Origin of the sequence: Caballeronia terrestris (assembly GCF_001544515.1) — a bacterium.
Taxonomy (GTDB): domain Bacteria; phylum Pseudomonadota; class Gammaproteobacteria; order Burkholderiales; family Burkholderiaceae; genus Caballeronia; species Caballeronia terrestris.
The window spans coordinates 110,165-128,606 of sequence record NZ_FCOL02000005.1 but is presented as its reverse complement, the minus strand read 5'-3'; the positions used below and the strand labels follow the sequence as shown (position 1 = coordinate 128,606).

At 60.5% G+C, this 18,442-nt stretch carries 15 protein-coding genes; 11 read left to right on the top strand and 4 right to left on the bottom strand.

Annotated elements, in window-relative coordinates:
* Positions 1–2: 2 nt before the first annotated feature.
* Positions 3–2,798 carry a 2-oxoglutarate dehydrogenase E1 component gene (locus AWB67_RS06525; protein ID WP_087655427.1) on the bottom strand — a complete coding sequence of 932 codons (2,796 nt, stop codon included), beginning with the start codon at positions 2,796–2,798 and terminating at the stop codon, positions 3–5.
* Between the two features lie 382 nt (positions 2,799–3,180).
* Here AWB67_RS06525 and AWB67_RS06520 point away from each other — a divergent pair, with 382 nt between their 5' ends.
* On the top strand, positions 3,181–4,194 hold the full coding sequence (locus tag AWB67_RS06520) for a GlxA family transcriptional regulator (protein ID WP_087655426.1): 1,014 nt from the start codon (positions 3,181–3,183) through the stop codon (positions 4,192–4,194).
* Positions 4,195–4,257: 63 nt separating this feature from the next.
* Entirely contained in the window at positions 4,258–4,755 is a 498-nt protein-coding gene (gene mug, locus AWB67_RS06515) for a G/U mismatch-specific DNA glycosylase (RefSeq protein ID WP_327365411.1), read from the top strand.
* Here the strand turns inward: mug and AWB67_RS06510 are convergent.
* Positions 4,698–5,648, bottom strand: a complete 951-nt coding sequence (locus AWB67_RS06510; protein WP_087655513.1) for a LysR family transcriptional regulator — start codon at positions 5,646–5,648, stop codon at positions 4,698–4,700. The genes mug and AWB67_RS06510 overlap by 58 nt on opposite strands.
* Positions 5,649–5,982: 334 nt before the next feature.
* Here AWB67_RS06510 and AWB67_RS06505 point away from each other — a divergent pair, with 334 nt between their 5' ends.
* From AWB67_RS06505 to AWB67_RS06490, 4 genes are all read left to right on the top strand, one after another.
* The gene (locus AWB67_RS06505; RefSeq protein ID WP_087655424.1) at positions 5,983–6,657 is read left to right on the top strand and encodes an antibiotic biosynthesis monooxygenase family protein; all 675 of its coding nucleotides are present in this window, start codon (positions 5,983–5,985) and stop codon (positions 6,655–6,657) included.
* 360 nt (positions 6,658–7,017) lie between these two features.
* Positions 7,018–8,622 carry an MFS transporter gene (locus tag AWB67_RS06500; protein ID WP_087655423.1) on the top strand — a complete coding sequence of 535 codons (1,605 nt, stop codon included), beginning with the start codon at positions 7,018–7,020 and terminating at the stop codon, positions 8,620–8,622.
* 12 nt (positions 8,623–8,634) lie between these two features.
* Complete coding sequence (locus tag AWB67_RS06495) at positions 8,635–9,711, top strand: HlyD family secretion protein (protein WP_087655422.1); 1,077 nt, start codon at positions 8,635–8,637, stop codon at positions 9,709–9,711.
* Entirely contained in the window at positions 9,708–11,246 is a 1,539-nt protein-coding gene (locus AWB67_RS06490) for an efflux transporter outer membrane subunit (protein WP_087655421.1), read from the top strand. Before AWB67_RS06495 ends, AWB67_RS06490 begins: the two co-directional genes overlap by 4 nt.
* Before the next feature lie 15 nt (positions 11,247–11,261).
* On the opposite strand, the gene AWB67_RS06485 is transcribed toward AWB67_RS06490, so the two are convergent.
* Positions 11,262–13,025, bottom strand: coding sequence for an MOSC and FAD-binding oxidoreductase domain-containing protein (locus tag AWB67_RS06485; RefSeq protein ID WP_087655420.1), 1,764 nt, complete (start codon positions 13,023–13,025; stop codon positions 11,262–11,264).
* A gap of 298 nt (positions 13,026–13,323) precedes the next feature.
* On the opposite strand from AWB67_RS06485, the gene antA reads away from it, so the two are divergent.
* From antA to AWB67_RS06460, 5 genes are all read left to right on the top strand, one after another.
* Complete coding sequence (gene antA / locus AWB67_RS06480) at positions 13,324–14,721, top strand: anthranilate 1,2-dioxygenase large subunit (protein WP_087655419.1); 1,398 nt, start codon at positions 13,324–13,326, stop codon at positions 14,719–14,721.
* 3 nt (positions 14,722–14,724) lie between these two features.
* Positions 14,725–15,213, top strand: a complete 489-nt coding sequence (gene antB, locus AWB67_RS06475) for an anthranilate 1,2-dioxygenase small subunit (RefSeq protein WP_087655418.1) — start codon at positions 14,725–14,727, stop codon at positions 15,211–15,213.
* A gap of 13 nt (positions 15,214–15,226) precedes the next feature.
* The gene (gene antC / locus AWB67_RS06470) at positions 15,227–16,264 is read left to right on the top strand and encodes an anthranilate 1,2-dioxygenase electron transfer component AntC (RefSeq protein ID WP_087655417.1); all 1,038 of its coding nucleotides are present in this window, start codon (positions 15,227–15,229) and stop codon (positions 16,262–16,264) included.
* Positions 16,265–16,375: 111 nt separating this feature from the next.
* On the top strand, positions 16,376–17,374 hold the full coding sequence (locus AWB67_RS06465) for an AraC family transcriptional regulator (protein ID WP_087655416.1): 999 nt from the start codon (positions 16,376–16,378) through the stop codon (positions 17,372–17,374).
* A 187-nt stretch (positions 17,375–17,561) separates the two neighbouring features.
* A complete protein-coding gene (locus tag AWB67_RS06460) occupies positions 17,562–18,005 on the top strand; it encodes a hypothetical protein (protein WP_087655415.1) in 444 nt (147 codons plus the stop codon).
* Between the two features lie 33 nt (positions 18,006–18,038).
* Here the strand turns inward: AWB67_RS06460 and AWB67_RS06455 are convergent, their stop codons facing one another.
* Positions 18,039–18,377, bottom strand: a complete 339-nt coding sequence (locus AWB67_RS06455) for a hypothetical protein (RefSeq protein WP_087655512.1) — start codon at positions 18,375–18,377, stop codon at positions 18,039–18,041.
* Positions 18,378–18,442: the final 65 nt, after the last annotated feature.

Here is an 18,442-nt window from a genome sequence, read left to right as displayed (position 1 = left end):
CGTTACTCCGCGAATGCACTCGATACAAGCGCCGCCTGTCTCGCCACGTGCGCCGAGTGATACCCCGGTGCGGTCGATGCGGATGCGGCGGGCCCTGCGTAGGACAATGTCGAGTCCGAAGACAGGATCTCGCGCAACTGCGGCTCGACAAAACTCCATGCGCCCTGATTGCGCGCCTCCTCCTGACACCAGACAAGCGTCTTCAGATTGGGATAGCGCGCGAGTTCGGCCGCAAGTTGCTGCGAAGGAAACGGGTACAACTGTTCGACGCGGATGATCGGTGTATCGGCGATGCTGTGTTTGCGGCGATGTTCGAGCAACTCGAAGTAGATCTTGCCCGACGTCAGGATGACACGCTCGACGCTCGAAGTACGCGACGCCTCGATCTGCGAATCGATCAAGATTTCATGGAATGCGCCATGAGCCAATTCGTCGAGCCTGCTGACCGCTCCCGGGTGCCGCAGCAATGACTTGGGCGACATCACAATCAGGGGACGACGATCGAAGACAAGCGCCTGCATCCTGAGCAAGTGAAACAGTTGCGCGGGTGTCGTCGGTTGGGCGACGCGCATGTTGTCCTGAGCACTGAGTTGCAAGTAGCGCTCGAGTCGCGCCGACGCATGCTCCGGACCTTGCCCCTCCTGTCCATGAGGCAGCAGCAGCGTCAGCCCGCTCAACTGCCCCCACTTCGCGGCGCCCGCCGCGATGAACTGGTCGATGACGACCTGCGCACCATTCGCGAAGTCACCGAACTGCGCTTCCCACACCACGAGCGCATTGCGGTTCACCGTCGAGTAGCCGTACTCGAAAGCCAGCACAGCCGCTTCGGAGAGAATGGAATTCGTCACCGTGAACCGGCCTTGCCCGTCAGCGATGTGATCGAGCGGTATGAGGACGCCGTCCGAGCGGCTCGCGCGCTTTTGGTTGTGGAGCACAGCGTGACGGTGATTGAATGTCCCTCTTGCACTGTCCTGTCCGCTCAATCGGACATCGATTCCCGCGCCGAGTAACGAGGCAAAGGCGAGGTGCTCACCCATGCCCCAATCGATTGGCTTCTCTCCGGTCGACATCTCGCGGCGCGCGGCCATCATCTTGCTGACCAGAGGATGAAGTTCATAACCGTCTGGAACGAACGATACCTTTTGCGCGAGACGCAGCAACTCGTTTCGCGACGGAAGGTCATAGCGGACCGAGTCGGAACGTCGGGGCATCGCTACCTCCGAGCCCTCGCTCTCGTGTGCCGCCTCAAGGCCTTCGCGCTGCGTTTTAACGTAGTGTTCAACCTGATCCGAAGTGACCGCGCCCTCCAGCATCAACTTTCGAGCGTAGACGGTCCTCACGCCGGGATGCGCCGCGATCGCGCGATACATCAAAGGCTGTGTGATGCTGGGCGTGTCCTGTTCCTGATGTCCATACTTGCGGAAGCAGACCAGATCGATGACCACACTGCGCTGGAACTCCGTACGATAGTCGAGCGCGAGGCGCACGGCCATGGTGACCGCTTCGGGATCGTCACCGTTGACGTGCAAAACCGGCGCCTCGATCATCTTGGCGATATCCGTGGAGTAGAACGACGAACGCGTATCGCGCGGGTCCGACGTCGTGAATCCAATCTGATTGTTGACCACTACGTGAACAGTTCCACCCGTGCCGTGCCCACGCGTATATGAAAGGCTCAACGTCTCCATCACGATGCCTTGACCGGCTATCGCAGCATCGCCATGAATCTCAACGGGCAGTACGCTGGCAGTGTCTCCATCGCCCAAAGCTTCCGCCTTGGCGCGCGCCATACCCTGCACGACGGGATTTACGATTTCCAGATGCGAAGGATTGAATGCAAGCACGACATCGACCGGGCCATCGTCAGTCTGCTTGATGCTGCTGAAGCCCTTGTGATATTTGACATCACCTTCCGGAAGGTGATCGGCGTCCTTGCCGTCGAATTCATTGAAGAGCGCATGTAAAGGCTTGCCCACGACGTTGACCAGTACGTTCAAGCGTCCGCGATGCGCCATGCCCATGACGACCGAGCGCACCTTCTTCGATGCCCCGTACCGGGCGAGTTCGTCGAGCAGCACGATCAACGACTCACCGCCTTCCAGAGAGAACCGCTTTTGTCCGACGTAGCGCGTATGGAGGTATTTCTCCAGCCCTTCCGCGGCGGTCAGGCGCTCGAGAATCCGGCTCTTCTCCGCAATCGTAAGCGAAGGTTTCGCTCTCGTCGATTCGAGCCGCATTTGCCACCAGTTGCGCTCGCTCGCGTTGGTCAGATGCATGAATTCGGCGCCGAGCGTACCCGTGTATGTCTGCTCCAGCCCCGAGACGATCTCCCGCAAGGTTGCGTCCTCGTCGAAGAGAAACGTGTCGGCCGTGCTGAACTTCGTCGACAGGTCCGCGGCCGTCAAGCCGTAGTACGTGTGCGTCAACTCGGCGAGAGCGCGCGGCGGTGTCCAGGCCAGCGGGTCGAGGTTTGCCTTGCGCGTACCGATCATCCGGAACGCGGCGACAAGCGCCTGTACTGCAACCTGCTTTCTAACAAGGCCAAGACCGTTGTCGACCTGCGCCATTGCGACGCGCGGTCGCTTCGCGAGTTCGATGAAGCTCGAGACGACAGGCGAGTGCGCTTCATCATCGCGATCGCTTCCGTCGATGGCGGGCGTTTCGCGCAACGCATCGAAGTACGCGCGCCACTCGTCCGTGACCGACGCCGGGTCGCCCAGATAGACCTCGTACTGCTCCTCCACATAGGGGGCATTTCCCCCGAACAAAAATGAACTTTCACTTTCCTGGATCAACATGATGAATACACCCTTCTCGTGTTTGCCGGTCCCGATTTCAACCGTGACATATGGTGAGGCGGCCGCGCCTGCGCCTGGTTTGCGCTCTCAGCCGTTCTTGATATCAAGTCTAGTAAGCGGACGTAGCAAGGGCGCGCAGATAGAGGCCGATGCCAGGCCAAACGATGTGAGATTTGGGCCACGGCATTTCTCGGCACCTCGGGTCTTGTTACACCGACGCAAAAGTCATTTACCCCGTACGCCGTCTGTGCTCATTGCCTTTTGAGCTAGACTGCGTCATCACTTGCTGCAGCGGTCTTTCGCGCTTATTCGAATGAATTGGACGAAACGCAGACCGGTGGTGTCAACGAAAGGGTGTTTCATACTTAAGTAAGGTCACGGCATGAAAGTCGCCATTGTCATATTCGATGGTGTGCAGGCACTGGATGTTGCAGGCCCACTGGACGTTTTTGCGGAAGCAAATGCGAATCTCTCCGAGCGCCAGCGATATGAAGTCGCGCTTGTCGGGCGCCATGCCGGCACCGTGACCTGCTCGAACGGAATGCAGGTTTCCGTGCCCTTCGGCTACGCGGACTCCGACATCCAATATGACCTGTTGTTAGTGGCAGGAGGACCGCAGTTGCCCGATTCCCAACCGTCGAGCGAGTTCCTGACGTGGTTGCAAAATCAGGCGCAAGGCGCGACCCGATTCGGCTCCGTTTGCAACGGTACGTTCCTGCTCGGGCACGCCGGGTTGATCGACGGCAAGGAAGTGACGACTCACTGGGCGGATGCCGGCCGCCTCGCCGACGAATTCCCGCAAGCATGCGTGCAGCCCGACAAGATATTCATTCGTGACGGGCATCTCTTTACTTCCGCCGGCGTGACGTCGGGAATCGATCTGTGTCTTGCCCTCGTGGCGGAAGATTGGGGACATGAATTGGCCGTGCGCATTGCGAAGCGATTGGTCGTCTATATTCAGCGCGAAGGCGGGCAGTCTCAGTACAGCCCTTACATCGGCGCTGGCAAGGACGAAGAGCCGATCATCAACAAGGTGCATCGGTACGTTACCGAGCATATAACCGACGCACTCTCCATCGAGCAATTGGCGAGCGCTGTCTCGGTAAGCCGACGGACCTTCTCGAGACTCTTTGCGAAGTATGCGAAGGTGACACCGTCGGCATTCGTCGAACAGGTTCGCGTCGATACGGCGAGGAAACTGCTCGAGGACACAGATGCGCCCTTGAAGACCGTCGCATTCAAATGCGGCTTTCACAGCGCAACGCAAATGCGAACGACGTTCTCTCGACGGTTGAACGTCACGCCCAAACAATATCGTCAACGATTTCGGGGCACCGTGGGTACGCAGGTTCGGGTGCACGGCGACGTCGATGTTGCTTCGGTGAGTCTGGCATAGATTCGATGGGCTCCTTAATCTGTGACTGACGCGAATTCACTTCCGGACATCCTTGAACCAAAATTGTCCGTCATCTTCTGCGGGATAAACCCGGGTATTCGCGCAGCATCGACTGGCCACCACTTTGCGGGCAGAGGCAATCGGTTCTGGCGTGTCGTGCATCTCGCGGGCTTCACTCCCGAACTGCTTCGTCCCGAAGACGATCACGCGTTCCCCCGGTACGGGTGCGGTCTCACGACCGTGGTCACGCGTCCAACGGCACGCGCGGACGAGCTGTCGCGTATGGAGATCGAGACAGCGGCTTCTGCGTTCGAGCGAAAGATAAAACGATATGAGCCGCAATACATTGCTTTCCTCGGAAAAATGGCGATTTCCGCCATGTCCGGCAAGCGCGACATCCCGTGGGGGTTGCAACCAGAGGCTTTCGGTGGTGCACGCACATGGGTATTGCCAAACCCCAGCGGCCTGAATCGCGCATTCAGCCTCGATGCGCTAGTGAGCGCCTATCGCGAACTTGCCGGTGCCGTAGCGTCCACGACTGCAGCGCCCTCCACTAACTGAAGCTGTGCGTTCCTGCGCAAGGTCTCAGTGACGAATTCGAGAAAAGCCCGGATTTTGCCGCTTGCGCCTCGGCGCTCCACATGCAGCAAATTCACGGGAACTGACTCAGGCTCGAATGCCGGCAAGACCGGCAGAAGTCTTCCGTTCTGTACCTCGGGAGCCGCCTGGTAAGACAGCAATTGTGTAATCCCCACACCGTCGATGGCCGCAGAAACCGCTGCGGGAGCGAGGTCGACGATCATCCGTGGATGAAGCCGCACCGGCAGCCTCGCACCGTTCTCGCTGAAGACCCACTCGAACGGATGGGTCACGCCCGTGAAGGACACGCAGTCGTGGCTAACAAGGTCCCTAGGATGAGCGGGTTCCCCGTGCGCCGCGAGATAGGCGGGCGCGGCGTACGTTCGACGCTGCACGAAGCCCAACGGAACGGCGAATGTCGTGGAGTCTCCGAGATGGCCGATACGAATGGCAATATCCACGCCTTCCTCGAGAAGCCGCGTCGTACGATCGATGTACACGGCATTGATACTGACGTCCGGATAGCGCAGCGCAAAGGCATTCACGAGCGGAGCGATATATCGCTGGCCGAAGAGCACGGGCGCTGAAACCGTCAGCGTCCCCACGGGATTGACGTTATAGGACGCAAGATTCGCTTCTGCATCCGTGATGGTGTCGAGCACCTTGCGGCAGGTATCGAGGTAAGCCACGCCTGCGTCAGTCGGCCGGACCGAACGGGTCGTCCGCGCAAGCAGTTGCGCGCCCAGCCGGGCTTCGAGCGAGTAAAGCGCCCGCGAGACTGCGGCAACCGACAGTCCGATCTTCTCCGACGCGCCAGTGAAACTGCCGCGATCGACGATGGCGACGAAAACCTCCATCTCACGCAATCTGTCCATGTTGAACTCCGGGCCTTGGTCGATCTGCGCGATTGTAAGCACTCTATCCCGCGTATTGATGGCCCCTGTCTTCGATTGGCTCAAAGAAGAAACAGAATGGCCAGCGCCGGACCAATTCCACATGTGGCGCATTCCCTTCTTAACCGACGCGAGAAAGACTCTTTCCAATGGCGAGGACGGTAATTGCCATTTTTATTTCCTTGGCAAGTTTTGCGCACTCATTGGCTCAATTCCTAACCTGTCAATGCTTCGAGAATAGCGGCTCATCGCACACAATGAATCAACCCAATGCGGGCAGAAAAGCCGCCATTGAACATTAGCGAAAGGAGCTGTCATGTTTTCTGCGATGCTTGAAGTCAATCCCATACCCGAACAATTCGATGTCTATCTCGGTATGGCGAAGCTCCTGCGGCCTGAACTCGAAAAGATCGACGGGTTTATCGACAACAACCGCTATGCGAGTCTGACGCGTAAGGGATGGCTTCTCTCACTATCAAGCTGGCGGGACGAGAAGTCGCTCGTGCGCTGGCGAACCGAGACGAAGCACCACAAGGTGCAGCAGGCGGCGCGTGATCGTGTCTTCACCGACTATCGCTTGCGGATCGGGCAGATCGTAGCGGACACGCATGTCCCCGCGGGACAGGTCTTGCTCGAGCAGCGCCTGGACGTCACGGAGACGGGCGCTGGCACGGCAGTGACGTTGCTTGAAGCGAAGCGCGCGCCTGAATGGGCCCGGCGAACAGGCGCAGAAGCGACTGCGAAATCAATTGGACTAGAGACAGGCGCGTCCGGCCTTGTTGCCTGGGACGTATTCGACGCACTGCTGACGCCTGGAGATGTGATCGTCGTCGCGACGTGGTGTGATAAGGCAGCGGCTGAAGCGTTCGAACGCGATGCGAAGCTGCCGGAGGACGTGCGGTCTCGGCAAATTCGGGTCATCCGGGAGTACGGGATGTTCGATCGACGGGAAGCGCCGCAATACTTCGAGGCGGTTCAGCCGTCGGCGTAGAGCAACTACCGTGCCTTGGTGGAAGGACGCGAGAAGAGAGGTTGCAATTTCTTCGGGATGGCGAAAGACGGCAGACTATACTCCAACCATTCCGAAGCACGACCTTCCCGTTGACGGCGTTGTTACGCGCCTTGGCAGCGTCGTTGGCAAGATTCGCAAACGAATTGGCCGAATACCTTGCCTAATGTCGCTTCAGGATGTGTGAGTCAATTCCCTACAATTCTCTATGTCGTTAACGATAACGACACAAAGAGAAAATCCCAAAAGATCTCGATTTGGGTCACCACATTTATTTAGTCATTTCGCGATGATCTCCAGACGCGATGGTGAAATAGATTACGGATAGTTAGCGAACTCCTCATGAATGCCGCCCCTCCATCAATAGTCGAGACGCAAGAACCACCGGTCGCGCAATCGCCCGAACCCGTTGCAACTCCTGCAAAGCCCGCACAAGCCGCGCTGTCACTGCGACTTGCTATTGGTCTCATCGGAATGTTGCTCGCGTCCTTGTTGGCGATACTCAACGAACAGGTCACCGCCCTGGCAATGACCGACGTTCAAGGCGTGTTCTCGATCGGACATGACGATGGGACCTGGCTGACGACTCTCTTCGAGGCCGCCAACGTCGCCACGATGGTGTTCGCACCGTGGTTCGGGATCACCTTTACGTTGAAGCGCTTCACGATCGGCGCCGTAATCGCCACGATGTTCTTCGGGTTCCTTTGCCCTTTTGCGCCGAACCTGTTCACGCTTTATATGTTGCGTGTTCTGCAAGGCATCGCCGGCGGATGCCTCCCGCCGATGCTCATCATCGTCGCGCTGCGCTATCTTCCGCCGGAGGTCAAGCTGTATGGGCTTGCCGGGTACGCGCTCACCGCGACCTTCGGACCCGCGCTCGGCACACCGCTCACCGCGTTGTGGACAGAGTATGTGAGCTGGCAAATGGTCTTTTGGCAGATCGTGCCGCTGGGCGTGTTGAGTTGCGTCGCGATCCAGCAAGGGCTTCCACCGGACCCGCTCAAACTGGAACGGCTGCGTTCTTTCAACTGGACGGGGTTCCTCACCGGATTTCCCGCAGTCGCCATGCTCGTGATCGGCTTCTTGCAAGGCGATCGACTCGACTGGCTGAATTCCGATTTCATCCGGGTGATGTTTATCGGAGGGACTTTGCTGCTCGTAGCGTTCCTCGTCAACGAATGGTTTCAGCCCGTTCCGTTCTTCAAGCTCCAACTGCTATCGCGCAGGAACTTCTCGCATGGGCTTTTAACGCTTACAGGTGCGGTGATACTGCTTGTCGGTGTCGCTGCGATACCAGGCCAGTATCTCGCGAGGATTCACACGTACAGGCCGCTGCAAGCGGCGCCCTTGTCGTTGCTTGTTGCCATCCCGCTCTTGATTTCTCTGCCCTTGACGGCTGCCGTCCTCAATCTCAAGCGCGTCGATTGCCGATGGGTCATGGCGATCGGACTGTCTCTCATGGTGACGACGTGCCTGATGGGGAGCTTCATGACCTCCGAATGGGTGCGTGAGAACTTCTATTTTCTCCAGTCGTTGCAGATCGCCGCGCAACCGATGGTGATCATGTCGATCCTCATGGGCGTCACGACAGGATTGCCACCCACGGAAGGCCCGTTCGCGTCCGCGATGTTCAACTCGCTCAAGACGTTTTCGGCGGCTGTGGCAACGGGCCTCATCGAAGGGCTGGGCACGGCGCGCGAACACTTTCACTCGCACGTGCTCGTGGATCACCTTGGCAACAACGCCCTCGTTACGAGTCAAAGCATCGATGCGGCGCATGGTCTCGGCGAACTTGCACACCGTATCCATGAGCAGGCTGCCGTGTTGACTTCGGCAGACCTCTATCGCGTGATGGCCGGTGTTGCCGTCGCCCTTCTTTTACTTGTTCCAGTGCTACCCGTGCGTATCTACCCACCGTGGACCGCTACGCCGCCCTCCTCCCACTAAGGGACGATACCCATGTCGACTTTTATCCGCTCTCATCTCAAACTTGTTCGCATCGCCGCGTTGGCCGTCGCGCTTGTCGTCGTGGCGTGGGCCTGCTGGAAGTATCTTTCCAGCTCGAACACCGAATCGACGAACGATGCCTATGTTCAGGCCGATTTCACGCTCGTCGCGCCGCGTGTCGCGGGTCAAATTTCCGATGTATTCGTCGTCGACAACCAGTCGGTAAGAGCCGGTCAACTCCTGTTGCGGATCGACGACCGCGATTTCCGCGCAGCGTTGATGAGCGCGCAGGCCGACGTGAAGGCGGCCGAGGCGTCGGTCGCGAATTTCGATGCGGAGATCGCGCGGCAGCCTTCGCTTGTCGAGCAGGCGCGCGCGACGCTTCGATCCGACGACGCCGGCATCGAGTTCGCGCGGGCGAACGCTTCGCGCTACCAGAACCTTTCGGACGCGGGGGCCGGCACCGCGCAGGAGCAACAGCACGCATCGAGCACGCTGACGCAGCAGATCGCGCAGCAGGCGCACGATCGGGCCGCGTTGAGGACGATCGAACAGAACCTCGATGTACTGCGTACCCAGCGCGACAAGGCCGCAGGCGCGCTGGCGCGTGCTGAAGCTGCGCTGGAGCAGGCAAAGCTCAACCTGTCCTACACGGAACTCCACGCCCCGGTAGACGGCAAGGTCGGGCGGCGTTCGGCACGGGTCGGTGCCTTCGTGACACCCGGTGCGCCTGTGCTTGCGATCGTCCCGCTCTCGGACGCCTACGTCGTCGCCAACTTCCAGGAGAACCAGATCAGCAACATGCGTCCCGGTGAAAGCGTGCGTATCAAGGTTGACAGCTTTCCAGGCGTCGTGATTCAAGGCCATGTCGATAGTCTCGCGCCGGCTACCGGGGTGAGCTTCGCCCCTATCGCGCCCGACAATGCAACCGGCAACTTCACGAAGATCGTCCAGCGCGTGCCGGTCAAGATCACGATCGATCGCGGACAACAGGCCGCATCCGAATTGAGCGTTGGGCTTTCCGTCGAAGCGGAAGTCGCAGTCAGCCGGCGTGGCGCGGCACTGACCGAGGGAGTAGCATCGAAATGAACGCGAGCGAATTCTCCCTGCGTGCGTTGGTGCTCGCCATATTGGCGTCGTTCGTCATGACGGGCTGCATGGTCGGCCCTGATTTCGAACGTCCGCAGACGTCCACGCCCGAGGTGTTCAACCGAACCCAGTCTGCGCTGGCATCGAGCAAGGCAATCGAATCGGAATTCAGTCCGGAATGGTGGACGCTCTTCAACGATCCCACGCTGAACTCGCTGGAAAAAGAGCTGACCGACGCGAACCTCGACGTGGCTGCGGCATCGGCGCGACTGCGGCAAAGCCGGGCCCAGCAGCGCATCGTTGGTGCCGAGGAGTATCCGACCGTCACGGGCGCCGCATCCTATTACCGCGAGCGTGGCAGCCCGAACGGCATCCTGTCGCTGCTCGGTGTGACGCCGACCGGAGGTCAGGTGCAATCGGCCGCGGGGGACACGCCGCTCGGTGTCGCGCCCTTGCCAGGTTCCAAAGGCTCGCCGGCATACGACCTGTATCAGTTCGGCTTCGATGCATCGTGGGAACTCGACTTCTGGGGTCGCGTTCGACGCGGTGTCGAGGCCGCGACAGCGATGAGCGACGCTTCCTACGAGGATCGAAATGCAGTGCTGTTGTCCGCGCGTGCCGAACTCGCGCGAGACTACGTGGAGTTGCGCGACACTCAGTCTCTGCTCGAGATAGCGAAGCAGAATCTTCGCATCGCCCGCGATACGGTGAAGCTCACGGAGACGCGCGCACATGAAGGCGTCGTCACGAATCTGGACGTGGCCAACGCTGCCGCGCAGGCGGAGTCGATCGAGAGCCTGATCCCGATTCTCGAATCCCGTAACGAGACCACGATCAATGCGATTGGCGTGTTGCTGGCGAAGGAACCGGGCGCACTGCGACAAATGCTGAACGAGGCGCGCGATGTTCCCGCGCTTCCCGAACGGGTGCCGATTGGCGTTCCGTCAGAGGTGGTGCAGCGCAGACCCGATATCAGGAAAGCCGAGGCTCAACTTCACGCCGCCACCGCAGCGATCGGCATGGCGAAGGCCGACTTCTATCCGCGCATATCGCTCAACGGCAGCGCGGGGTTCCAGAGTCTTCAACTCTCGAGTCTCGCCGACTGGGCATCGGGTCAGTTTGTCATCGGACCGTCGATCTCTCTTCCGATTTTCGAAGGCGGACGTCTCAAGGGAACGCTTCATTTGCGCGAGGCACAGCAGCAGGAGGCGGCGATCGTCTATAAACACACGGTGCTGCAAGCCTGGCGAGAGGTGGACGATGCGCTCGTCGTCTACGACGCGGAGCAGCGACGGCGCGATCGCCTGAAAACGGTCGTCAGCCTGAACCAGAAGGCGCTTTCAATTGCGCAGCAGCGGTACAAGGCGGGCGCGGTCGATTTTCTGGATGTCCTCAACGTGCAGCGACAATTGCTCGACGCTCAAAGCAAGCTCGAGCAGAGCAAGGCCGAAGCCGCCACCAACCTCATCACGTTGTGCAAGGTACTGGGCGGCGGATGGGAGACGGCGTTCGGCAAACAGGAACTCGCGCGTTGAGGCGAAGAACGTTCCTCAAATGTCGATCACTACGTCGCCTTGTGGCCTGGCGCAGCAGATCAGGAGATTTCCGCTGGCGGGTGGATCGAGAGGATCGGGTTCATAGACGACGGCACCCGATATCAGTCCGCTCTCGCAGTTGTGACAAACGCCCGACCGGCACGACCACCGGACCGGGACGTCGCACGCTTCCGCCAGTTCCAGGATGCTTTCGTAGGCTGACGGATTCCAGTGCGCTGCGATCCCGCTGCGCGCAAACGATACGAGCGGTCCGGTGCTCGTATCGCCCTCGGGCACATGGGGCGCGCGCGACGCGCCTCCAACGATACCGGGATTCAACGACTCCCCGCCGTTGAACGTCTCCGCGTGAACGCTTTGCGGCGCGAAGCCAAGGTTCGCGAGCGCTGTTTTCATGTCGGCCATGAAGCGAACCGGACCGCACAGATACACGTCCGCGTCACGAGGGATGCCGATCTCATTCAGCACTTGCTGCGACAGATGGCCGATCGCATCGTAATCCTCGCCCAGGCGATCGCTCTCGTGAGGCTTGCTGTAACAGACATGGCGATGCACGCGGGCGAGCGCAAGCATGATGCGTCGCGCTTCGGCGTCGAACGGATGGTGCTGCCCGTCGCGGGCCGAGTGAATCCACCAGATGGGCTGCGTCGAGCGCGCCGTTGACAACGCATGCAGCATCGCGAGCACAGGCGTTGCACCGATGCCGGCGCTCAGCAGCACCACGGGCCTTTCTCCGGGCAGCAGAACAAAGCTTCCGCGAGGCGCGCTGACATCGATCGTATCGCCCACCCGCAGGTGCTGATGCAGATAAGTCCCTGCCCTGCCATCCTGCTCGAGTTTCACGCTGATTCGATATCGCTCGGCGGACTGATCTCCCGAGAGCGAATAGCTACGCAAAAGCGGCGGAACGCCCGGCATCGGATTCAGGCGCAACACGATGTATTGACCAGGCTGTGCCGCTGTCAGCGGCTGTGAGTCGATACTCTCGAAGGTGAACGAGACGACGTCAGCCGACTCCGGCACGATCGACGCGACCCTGAGTGGCCGAAATCCCGGCACGACCGGATGTGCCGCCGATCTGGGCGCGAGTCCAGCGTTACCACTTCCAGCGCCTGCTACGTGGCTGCGCCACAACGCCTCGAACGACCCACGCCATCCGGGCGAAAGCGCATCGATTCGCAACGCGCGCTCCAACCGGTCGCGCGCATGATCCGGTGAATACAGCAGCGCATTGATCTGCGCGACAGTCATGCGCTCGTCCGCTTCACCGACCTTCACGATTTCGTCACCAGCGCCGACTTCGCCTTCCTGCAAGACGCGGAAGTAAAACCCCGGCCTTCCGCTCGATGTCAGCAAAGCGGGCATGCGCGGCTCGTTCGTGCGAATGCCGACCCGATAGCAAGTGACGCGCGGTTGCGTCACCTCGAACAGCGCGCCGCCGATCCTGTAGCGATCACCGATGCACACATCGTCATCGGGCATGCCTTCGATCGTGAAATTCTCGCCGAATTGTCCGTGGACGAAGTCGGTGCGTTTCAGTTGCTCGCACCAGTAGCGCGACGACTCGATCTGGTAGACGAACACCGCACGCTGCTCCCCGCCGTGTCCGCCGAGATCGCCCTGGCCGTCTCCGTTCAGGTTCAGCCGACCGGCCCAGCAGCGGCCCCGTACGGGATGCTTCCAGATGCCGGTATGCACCGTGCGGCCTTTCCATTCGATATCGCGCGGAAGTCCGACGTTCACCGATAGCAGTCGAGCCATGTTCTTTCTCCATGCGCATGGAAACATGTTGGCCGATACCGCTCGCAGCCGCTAATCCCCGATCGACGCCGGGCGCGACAATTCTCGGCTTTTGCGACTTGATGGTAGCACGACGAAATTGGCGCGCGAGGACTCGATCGCGTAGGCAATTCGCGCATCGGAGTACGCCATCCGCGCATCCAAAAAAAGCGGATAGCGAACGTCGAGTAGCCGGATAGCTCCGGCCAACGATCAGGTATTCAATTCTCCCTGCCAGCAATCAATTGCAACGCCGTGAACCGGCAGGAGGAGACAGATCGTGAGCACCGTAAGCACTAGCAAGACCCCGTCACAGTGGCAGGAATTCGTGGGCGGCTGCCTGGATTTCCGCCCCGCGGAAGGCGTGTACCGGATCGCGCGAGAGATGTTCACCGAGCCGGAACTGTTCGAGCTCGAGATGGAATTCATCTTCGAGAAAAACTGGATCTACGCGTGCCACGAAAGCGAGATCCCGAAGCCGAACGATTTTCTGACGATGCGCGCGGGTCGCCAGCCGCTCATCATCTCGCGCGACGGCAACGGCGAACTGAACGCGATGATCAATGCGTGCCAGCATCGTGGCGCCACCCTCACGCGCATGAGCCGTGGTAACCAGTCGACGTTTACCTGCCCGTTTCATGCCTGGTGCTACAAGAGCGACGGACGGCTCGTCAAGGTCAAGGCACCGGGCGAGTATTGCGAGGACTTCGACAAGTCCAAACGCGGCCTGAAGAAGGCCCGCATCGCGAGCTACAAGGGTTTCGTGTTCGTGAGCCTCGACGTCGAAGGCACCGATACGCTCGATGAATACCTCGGCGACGCACGCATCTTCTTCGACATGATGGTCGCGCAGTCGCCGACCGGCGAGCTCGAAGTGCTGCCGGGCAAGTCCACCTATAGCTTCGACGGCAACTGGAAGCTGCAGAACGAGAACGGCCTCGACGGCTATCACGTGAGCACCGTGCATTACAACTACGTGGCGACGGTCAAGCATCGCCAGGAAGCGAACGTGCAGAAGGGCGAGTTCGCCAGCGGCACGCTCGACTACAGCAAGCTCGGCGCGGGCGATGCCGAAACCGACGACGGCTGGTTCTCGTTCAGAAACGGCCACAGTGTGCTCTTCAGCGACATGCCGAACCCGGCCGTGCGTCCCGGCTACGCGAGCGTGATGCCGCGTCTGCTCGAGGCTTACGGCAAGGAGAAGGCCGAGTGGATGATGCACCGCCTGCGCAACCTCAACATCTATCCGAGCCTGTTCTTCATGGACCAGATCAGCTCCCAGTTGCGCATCGTGCGGCCGGTGGCCTGGAACAAGACCGAGATCATCAGTCAGTGCATCGGCGTGAAAGGCGAGTCCGATCAGGATCGCGAGAGCCGCATCCGCCAGTTCGAAGACTTCTTCAACGTATCGGGCATGGGTACGCCGGACGATCTCGTCGAGTTCCGCGAGCAGCAGCGCGGCTTTCAGGCGCGGCTCGAACGCTGGAGCGACATCTCGCGCGGTCATCACAAGTGGGTCGAGGGAGAGACGGCGAACACGCGGCTTCTCGGCATCGGGCCCGTGTTGAGCGGCACCGAGCTCACGCACGAAGGCCTGTACGTCAATCAGCACGGCGCGTGGCGCGAGTTCCTGCTCAAAGGTCTCGCCCGGCAGTCGAACGACACGAACGAGGGGTAAACCATGCAACAGTTTCAACATTCCATCGAACAGTTTCTCTATCGCAAGGCCGAGCTGTGCGACGCGCAGCAGTGGGACGAGTATCTGGATCTCTTCGATGAAGAGAGTGTGTTCCACGTCCCCCAGTGGGACTCCGAGCACGCGTACACCACGGACCCGAAACGCGGCATGTCGCTCATCTATTACACGAACCGCTCCGGCCTTGAGGATCGCGTCTTCCGATTGCGCACGGGCAAATCGGCGGCCTCCACGCCGCTGCCGCGCACGATGCATCAAGTCAGCAACGTGCGGATCGCCGAACTCGAAGGCGGCCTGCTCGAAGCCAAGGCGAACTGGTCGACCTTCTATGCACGTCAGGGCCTCGGAGAGCATTTCTTCGGCCGGGTGACCTATCACCTGCGTCCAGAAGGCGAGAGCTGGAAGATCGCGCGCAAGCACGTCCTGCTGCTCAACGACCGCATCAACGCGGTGCTCGATTTCTATCATCTGTGAGAGGGGCGTCATCATGAGCCACAAAGTCGCCTTCAATTTTGCGGACGGCAAGACCGTTTTCTTTGACGTCCGGCCGAACGAGATCCTGCTCGACGCGGCGCTTCGCAACGGCGTGAATATCCCGCTCGACTGCCGCGAGGGCGTCTGCGGCACCTGTCAGGGGCGCTGCGAAGCGGGCAGCTACAGCCAGGAGTACGTCGACGACGAAGCACTCACGGCCGATGATCTGGCCCAGCGCAGGATGCTGTCGTGCCAGACGCGCGTGCAGTCCGATGCGTCGTTCTATTTCGACTACGACTCGAGCTTGTGTCACGCGGGCGGCACGAGCGTCGTGTCCGCGCAGGTCACGCAAGTGCAGCAGGTCTCGGAAACGACCGCGATCCTGCACCTCGATGCCGGCGCCCATCCGCGCCGCCTGGATTTTCTGCCGGGCCAGTACGCGCGCCTGCAGGTGCCCGAGACCGGCGCGTGGCGTTCGTATTCGTTCGCCAACCGGCCGAACGACGGCAATCAGTTGCAGTTTCTGATCCGTCTCCTGCCGGACGGCGTAATGAGCAACTACATGCGCGCGCGCTGCCAGCCGGGCCAGACGATCGAATTCGAAGCGCCGCTCGGCGCGTTCTACCTGCGCGAGGCCGAGCGCCCGCTCGTGATGGTCGCTGGCGGCACCGGGCTGTCTGCTTTCCTCGGCATGCTCGACGAACTCGCGCAAAAAGGCGGCTGCGGCCAGCCGGTCCGGCTCTACTACGGCGTGACGAACGCGCGCGACCTGTGCGAACTGGAGCGTCTGAAGAACTACGTCGCGACGATCGAGGACTTCGCCTGCGAAATCGTCGTGATGAACCCCGCGCCGGAGTGGCAGGGAAAGACCGGGCTGATTCCCGAGCACTTCGACCGCGGCTTTCTCGAGTCGAATCCGTTCGACATGTACGTGTGCGGACCGCCGCCGATGGTCGAGGCGATCAAGCGGTGGCTTGTCGATCAGAGCATCGAGGGCGGCCGCCTGTACTACGAGAAGTTCGCGGACAGCAACACCGGTCAGACGGCTTGAGTCGCGCGCGGGGCTTGGGGAAACCAGTCCCCTGTTCGTCCGGGTGCGCACCGATTTGCGTCGGGTTTGACCTCATTTACACTTTGCGCTGGTCAAAGAGCAAATGAAACGATGCAGACGCAAGCCGGCCACGACAGCCGTGGCGTAGAAGCGGAACGCCGCGACCTCGACGGCGCGCGCGACTGGATGGCCACGATTTGCGGGCCGCACTGGTTGCGCGTGCACAGCCCGCAGCAATTGCAGTTTCATCACTCGGGCACCGTGCTGCGCGCGATGTCGACGACGCTCGGCTACGTCGAATACGGCACCGACGTGACGGTGTCCGTCAGCCCCGATACCCCGCTCAACTGCTACAGCGTGAGCCTGCCGCTCATCGGCGAGCAGGAACTGGAGGCGCACGGTCAGCGGTGGCATTCGGACCGGGACCACGGGCTGATCGTGTCCCCACACGACGCGCAGGACCTGGCGATCACCGGCAATTGCCGCAAGATCATCGTTGCGATTCCACGGCCCGCGCTCCGTCAGGTGCTCGAAGGACTGCTGCAACGTCCGCTCGACGCGCCGCTGACGTTTCAATCCGGCATGGACGCCGCCAGCGGAGACCAGGCGACCTGGTGGCGCATGGTCAGGTTCATGCTGGCGGAAATGGAAGGCAGCGGACCGCTCGTGAATCACCTGCAAATGGCGGGCGATCTGGAACAGGCGCTGCTCAAGGGCCTGCTGTTGTCGCAGCCGCATAACTATTCGGCGGCGCTCGTCGATGCGTTGAGTCCTTCCTGCCCGCACTATCTGCTGCGTGCGAAGCAATACATCCAAACCAACGCGCGCGAAAATCTCACGCTCGAAGACATTGAGCGGGCGGCGGGCGTTTCCCGCTACAAGCTGTTCGACGGTTTCAAACAGCATTTCGGGCAGGCGCCGATGGCGTATCTGAAGAAATACCGCCTTGAAGCGGTGCGCCGCGACATCCTCGCCGATCGCGCCGAACGCAACATCTCCTCGATCGCGATGGGCTGGGGATTGACGCATCTCGGGCGCTTCTCCAGCGACTACAAGAAGCTGTTCGGAGAGACGCCGTCGGAAACGCTGAGGCGGGTTGTCAGGCGTTAGGGGGTCCGAACGTCGCGCGCCGAGGCGTTATAGAATCAAATTTCCCAAAATCCTTCATGCGCTGCCCGCTGATCCGGCGCGATCATCGGTCCGACGTTGTCCGTTTGCGACTGCCATTGGATATGCGCAGCCGCGTGCCTTGCCCCGACCTTTCAGCCGCTGACCATCCATGGAGGGTGTCGACAGAATGAACCGACTGATCGGTTATCTCGTGGTCGCCGCGGGGTGTTTCGCTTTCTCTGGCCCGATTTCCGCCTGGATGCCCTCCAGAAATGAAGCGACCGTCTACATGCTTTCATGCGATGAAAAACCGGTCGATGGAGTGTGCCGCGGCACGGAAATGACCGTCGTCCCGCTGACTTACAGGGTTCTGGCCGATCAGAATTCGGTTTCGTACTGGGAGACGGATGACCCCGGCCGACCCCAACGCTTCCCGTATTGTTTCATCAACGATGCGAAGAACTGGTGGTGCCAATGGACGGAGGAGGAAGTTCCGAGCGCGAAGTTCGGCATGGTGGCCGGAAAATATGCGGAGCTCGCTACCTGCCGGACCATCGAAACCACCGAGCGTCTCTATGAGGTATCCCGGTGGCGTTGGTGGTTCGTACGGATGCACGAGAAACTCGCCTGACCGTTGTTCGACTCAGCGCCTTGCCCTCGAAAGCTACGCCGGGGCGAAGACCACGGCCCCGACGTTGTCGATTTGGGTAAAGCTGCGGAAAAACCGGTACTCCTCGTCTCCGACGCTCAGCCGGTTTGCACCGGCCCGAGTCGACTCGAGTATTTCATTGACCGTCGACGCAGTCAGGGTTCCGAGGCTTTTCAACTTGTCGTCTTCGTTCTCCGGGTTGCCCAGGCAGACGGAAAAACTCTCCGCATCGCGGCGCATCAAGACGACGTTCCTACCCGCGTCGAGCGCTCGCTCGAGGTGCGCTGCCAGCGTTCGCAGCGATTCGGGAGGCGACTCCTGCGGTTCGCTGGCTACTTCGGAATTGATAGTCATCCTGTCCCCATCCTGAAAACCTGCACTTTGGAGAGCCGTCACCTTTGGCCTTCAGGTCTCACTAT

What these genes read in the sequence shown, in the direction of transcription:
- antB (WP_087655418.1), top strand. Translation starts at nt 14,725, where the DNA reads ATGCAACAGTTTCAACATTCCATCGAACAGTTTCTCTATCGCAAGGCC.
- AWB67_RS06460 (WP_087655415.1), top strand. Translation starts at nt 17,562, where the DNA reads ATGAACCGACTGATCGGTTATCTCGTGGTCGCCGCGGGGTGTTTCGCT.
- AWB67_RS06495 (WP_087655422.1), top strand. Translation starts at nt 8,635, where the DNA reads ATGTCGACTTTTATCCGCTCTCATCTCAAACTTGTTCGCATCGCCGCG.
- AWB67_RS06500 (WP_087655423.1), top strand. Translation starts at nt 7,018, where the DNA reads ATGAATGCCGCCCCTCCATCAATAGTCGAGACGCAAGAACCACCGGTC.
- AWB67_RS06465 (WP_087655416.1), top strand. Translation starts at nt 16,376, where the DNA reads ATGCAGACGCAAGCCGGCCACGACAGCCGTGGCGTAGAAGCGGAACGC.
- AWB67_RS06490 (WP_087655421.1), top strand. Translation starts at nt 9,708, where the DNA reads ATGAACGCGAGCGAATTCTCCCTGCGTGCGTTGGTGCTCGCCATATTG.
- AWB67_RS06455 (WP_087655512.1), bottom strand. Translation starts at nt 18,377, where the DNA reads ATGACTATCAATTCCGAAGTAGCCAGCGAACCGCAGGAGTCGCCTCCC.
- AWB67_RS06525 (WP_087655427.1), bottom strand. Translation starts at nt 2,798, where the DNA reads ATGTTGATCCAGGAAAGTGAAAGTTCATTTTTGTTCGGGGGAAATGCC.
- antC (WP_087655417.1), top strand. Translation starts at nt 15,227, where the DNA reads ATGAGCCACAAAGTCGCCTTCAATTTTGCGGACGGCAAGACCGTTTTC.
- AWB67_RS06520 (WP_087655426.1), top strand. Translation starts at nt 3,181, where the DNA reads ATGAAAGTCGCCATTGTCATATTCGATGGTGTGCAGGCACTGGATGTT.
- AWB67_RS06485 (WP_087655420.1), bottom strand. Translation starts at nt 13,025, where the DNA reads ATGGCTCGACTGCTATCGGTGAACGTCGGACTTCCGCGCGATATCGAA.
- AWB67_RS06505 (WP_087655424.1), top strand. Translation starts at nt 5,983, where the DNA reads ATGTTTTCTGCGATGCTTGAAGTCAATCCCATACCCGAACAATTCGAT.
- AWB67_RS06510 (WP_087655513.1), bottom strand. Translation starts at nt 5,648, where the DNA reads ATGGACAGATTGCGTGAGATGGAGGTTTTCGTCGCCATCGTCGATCGC.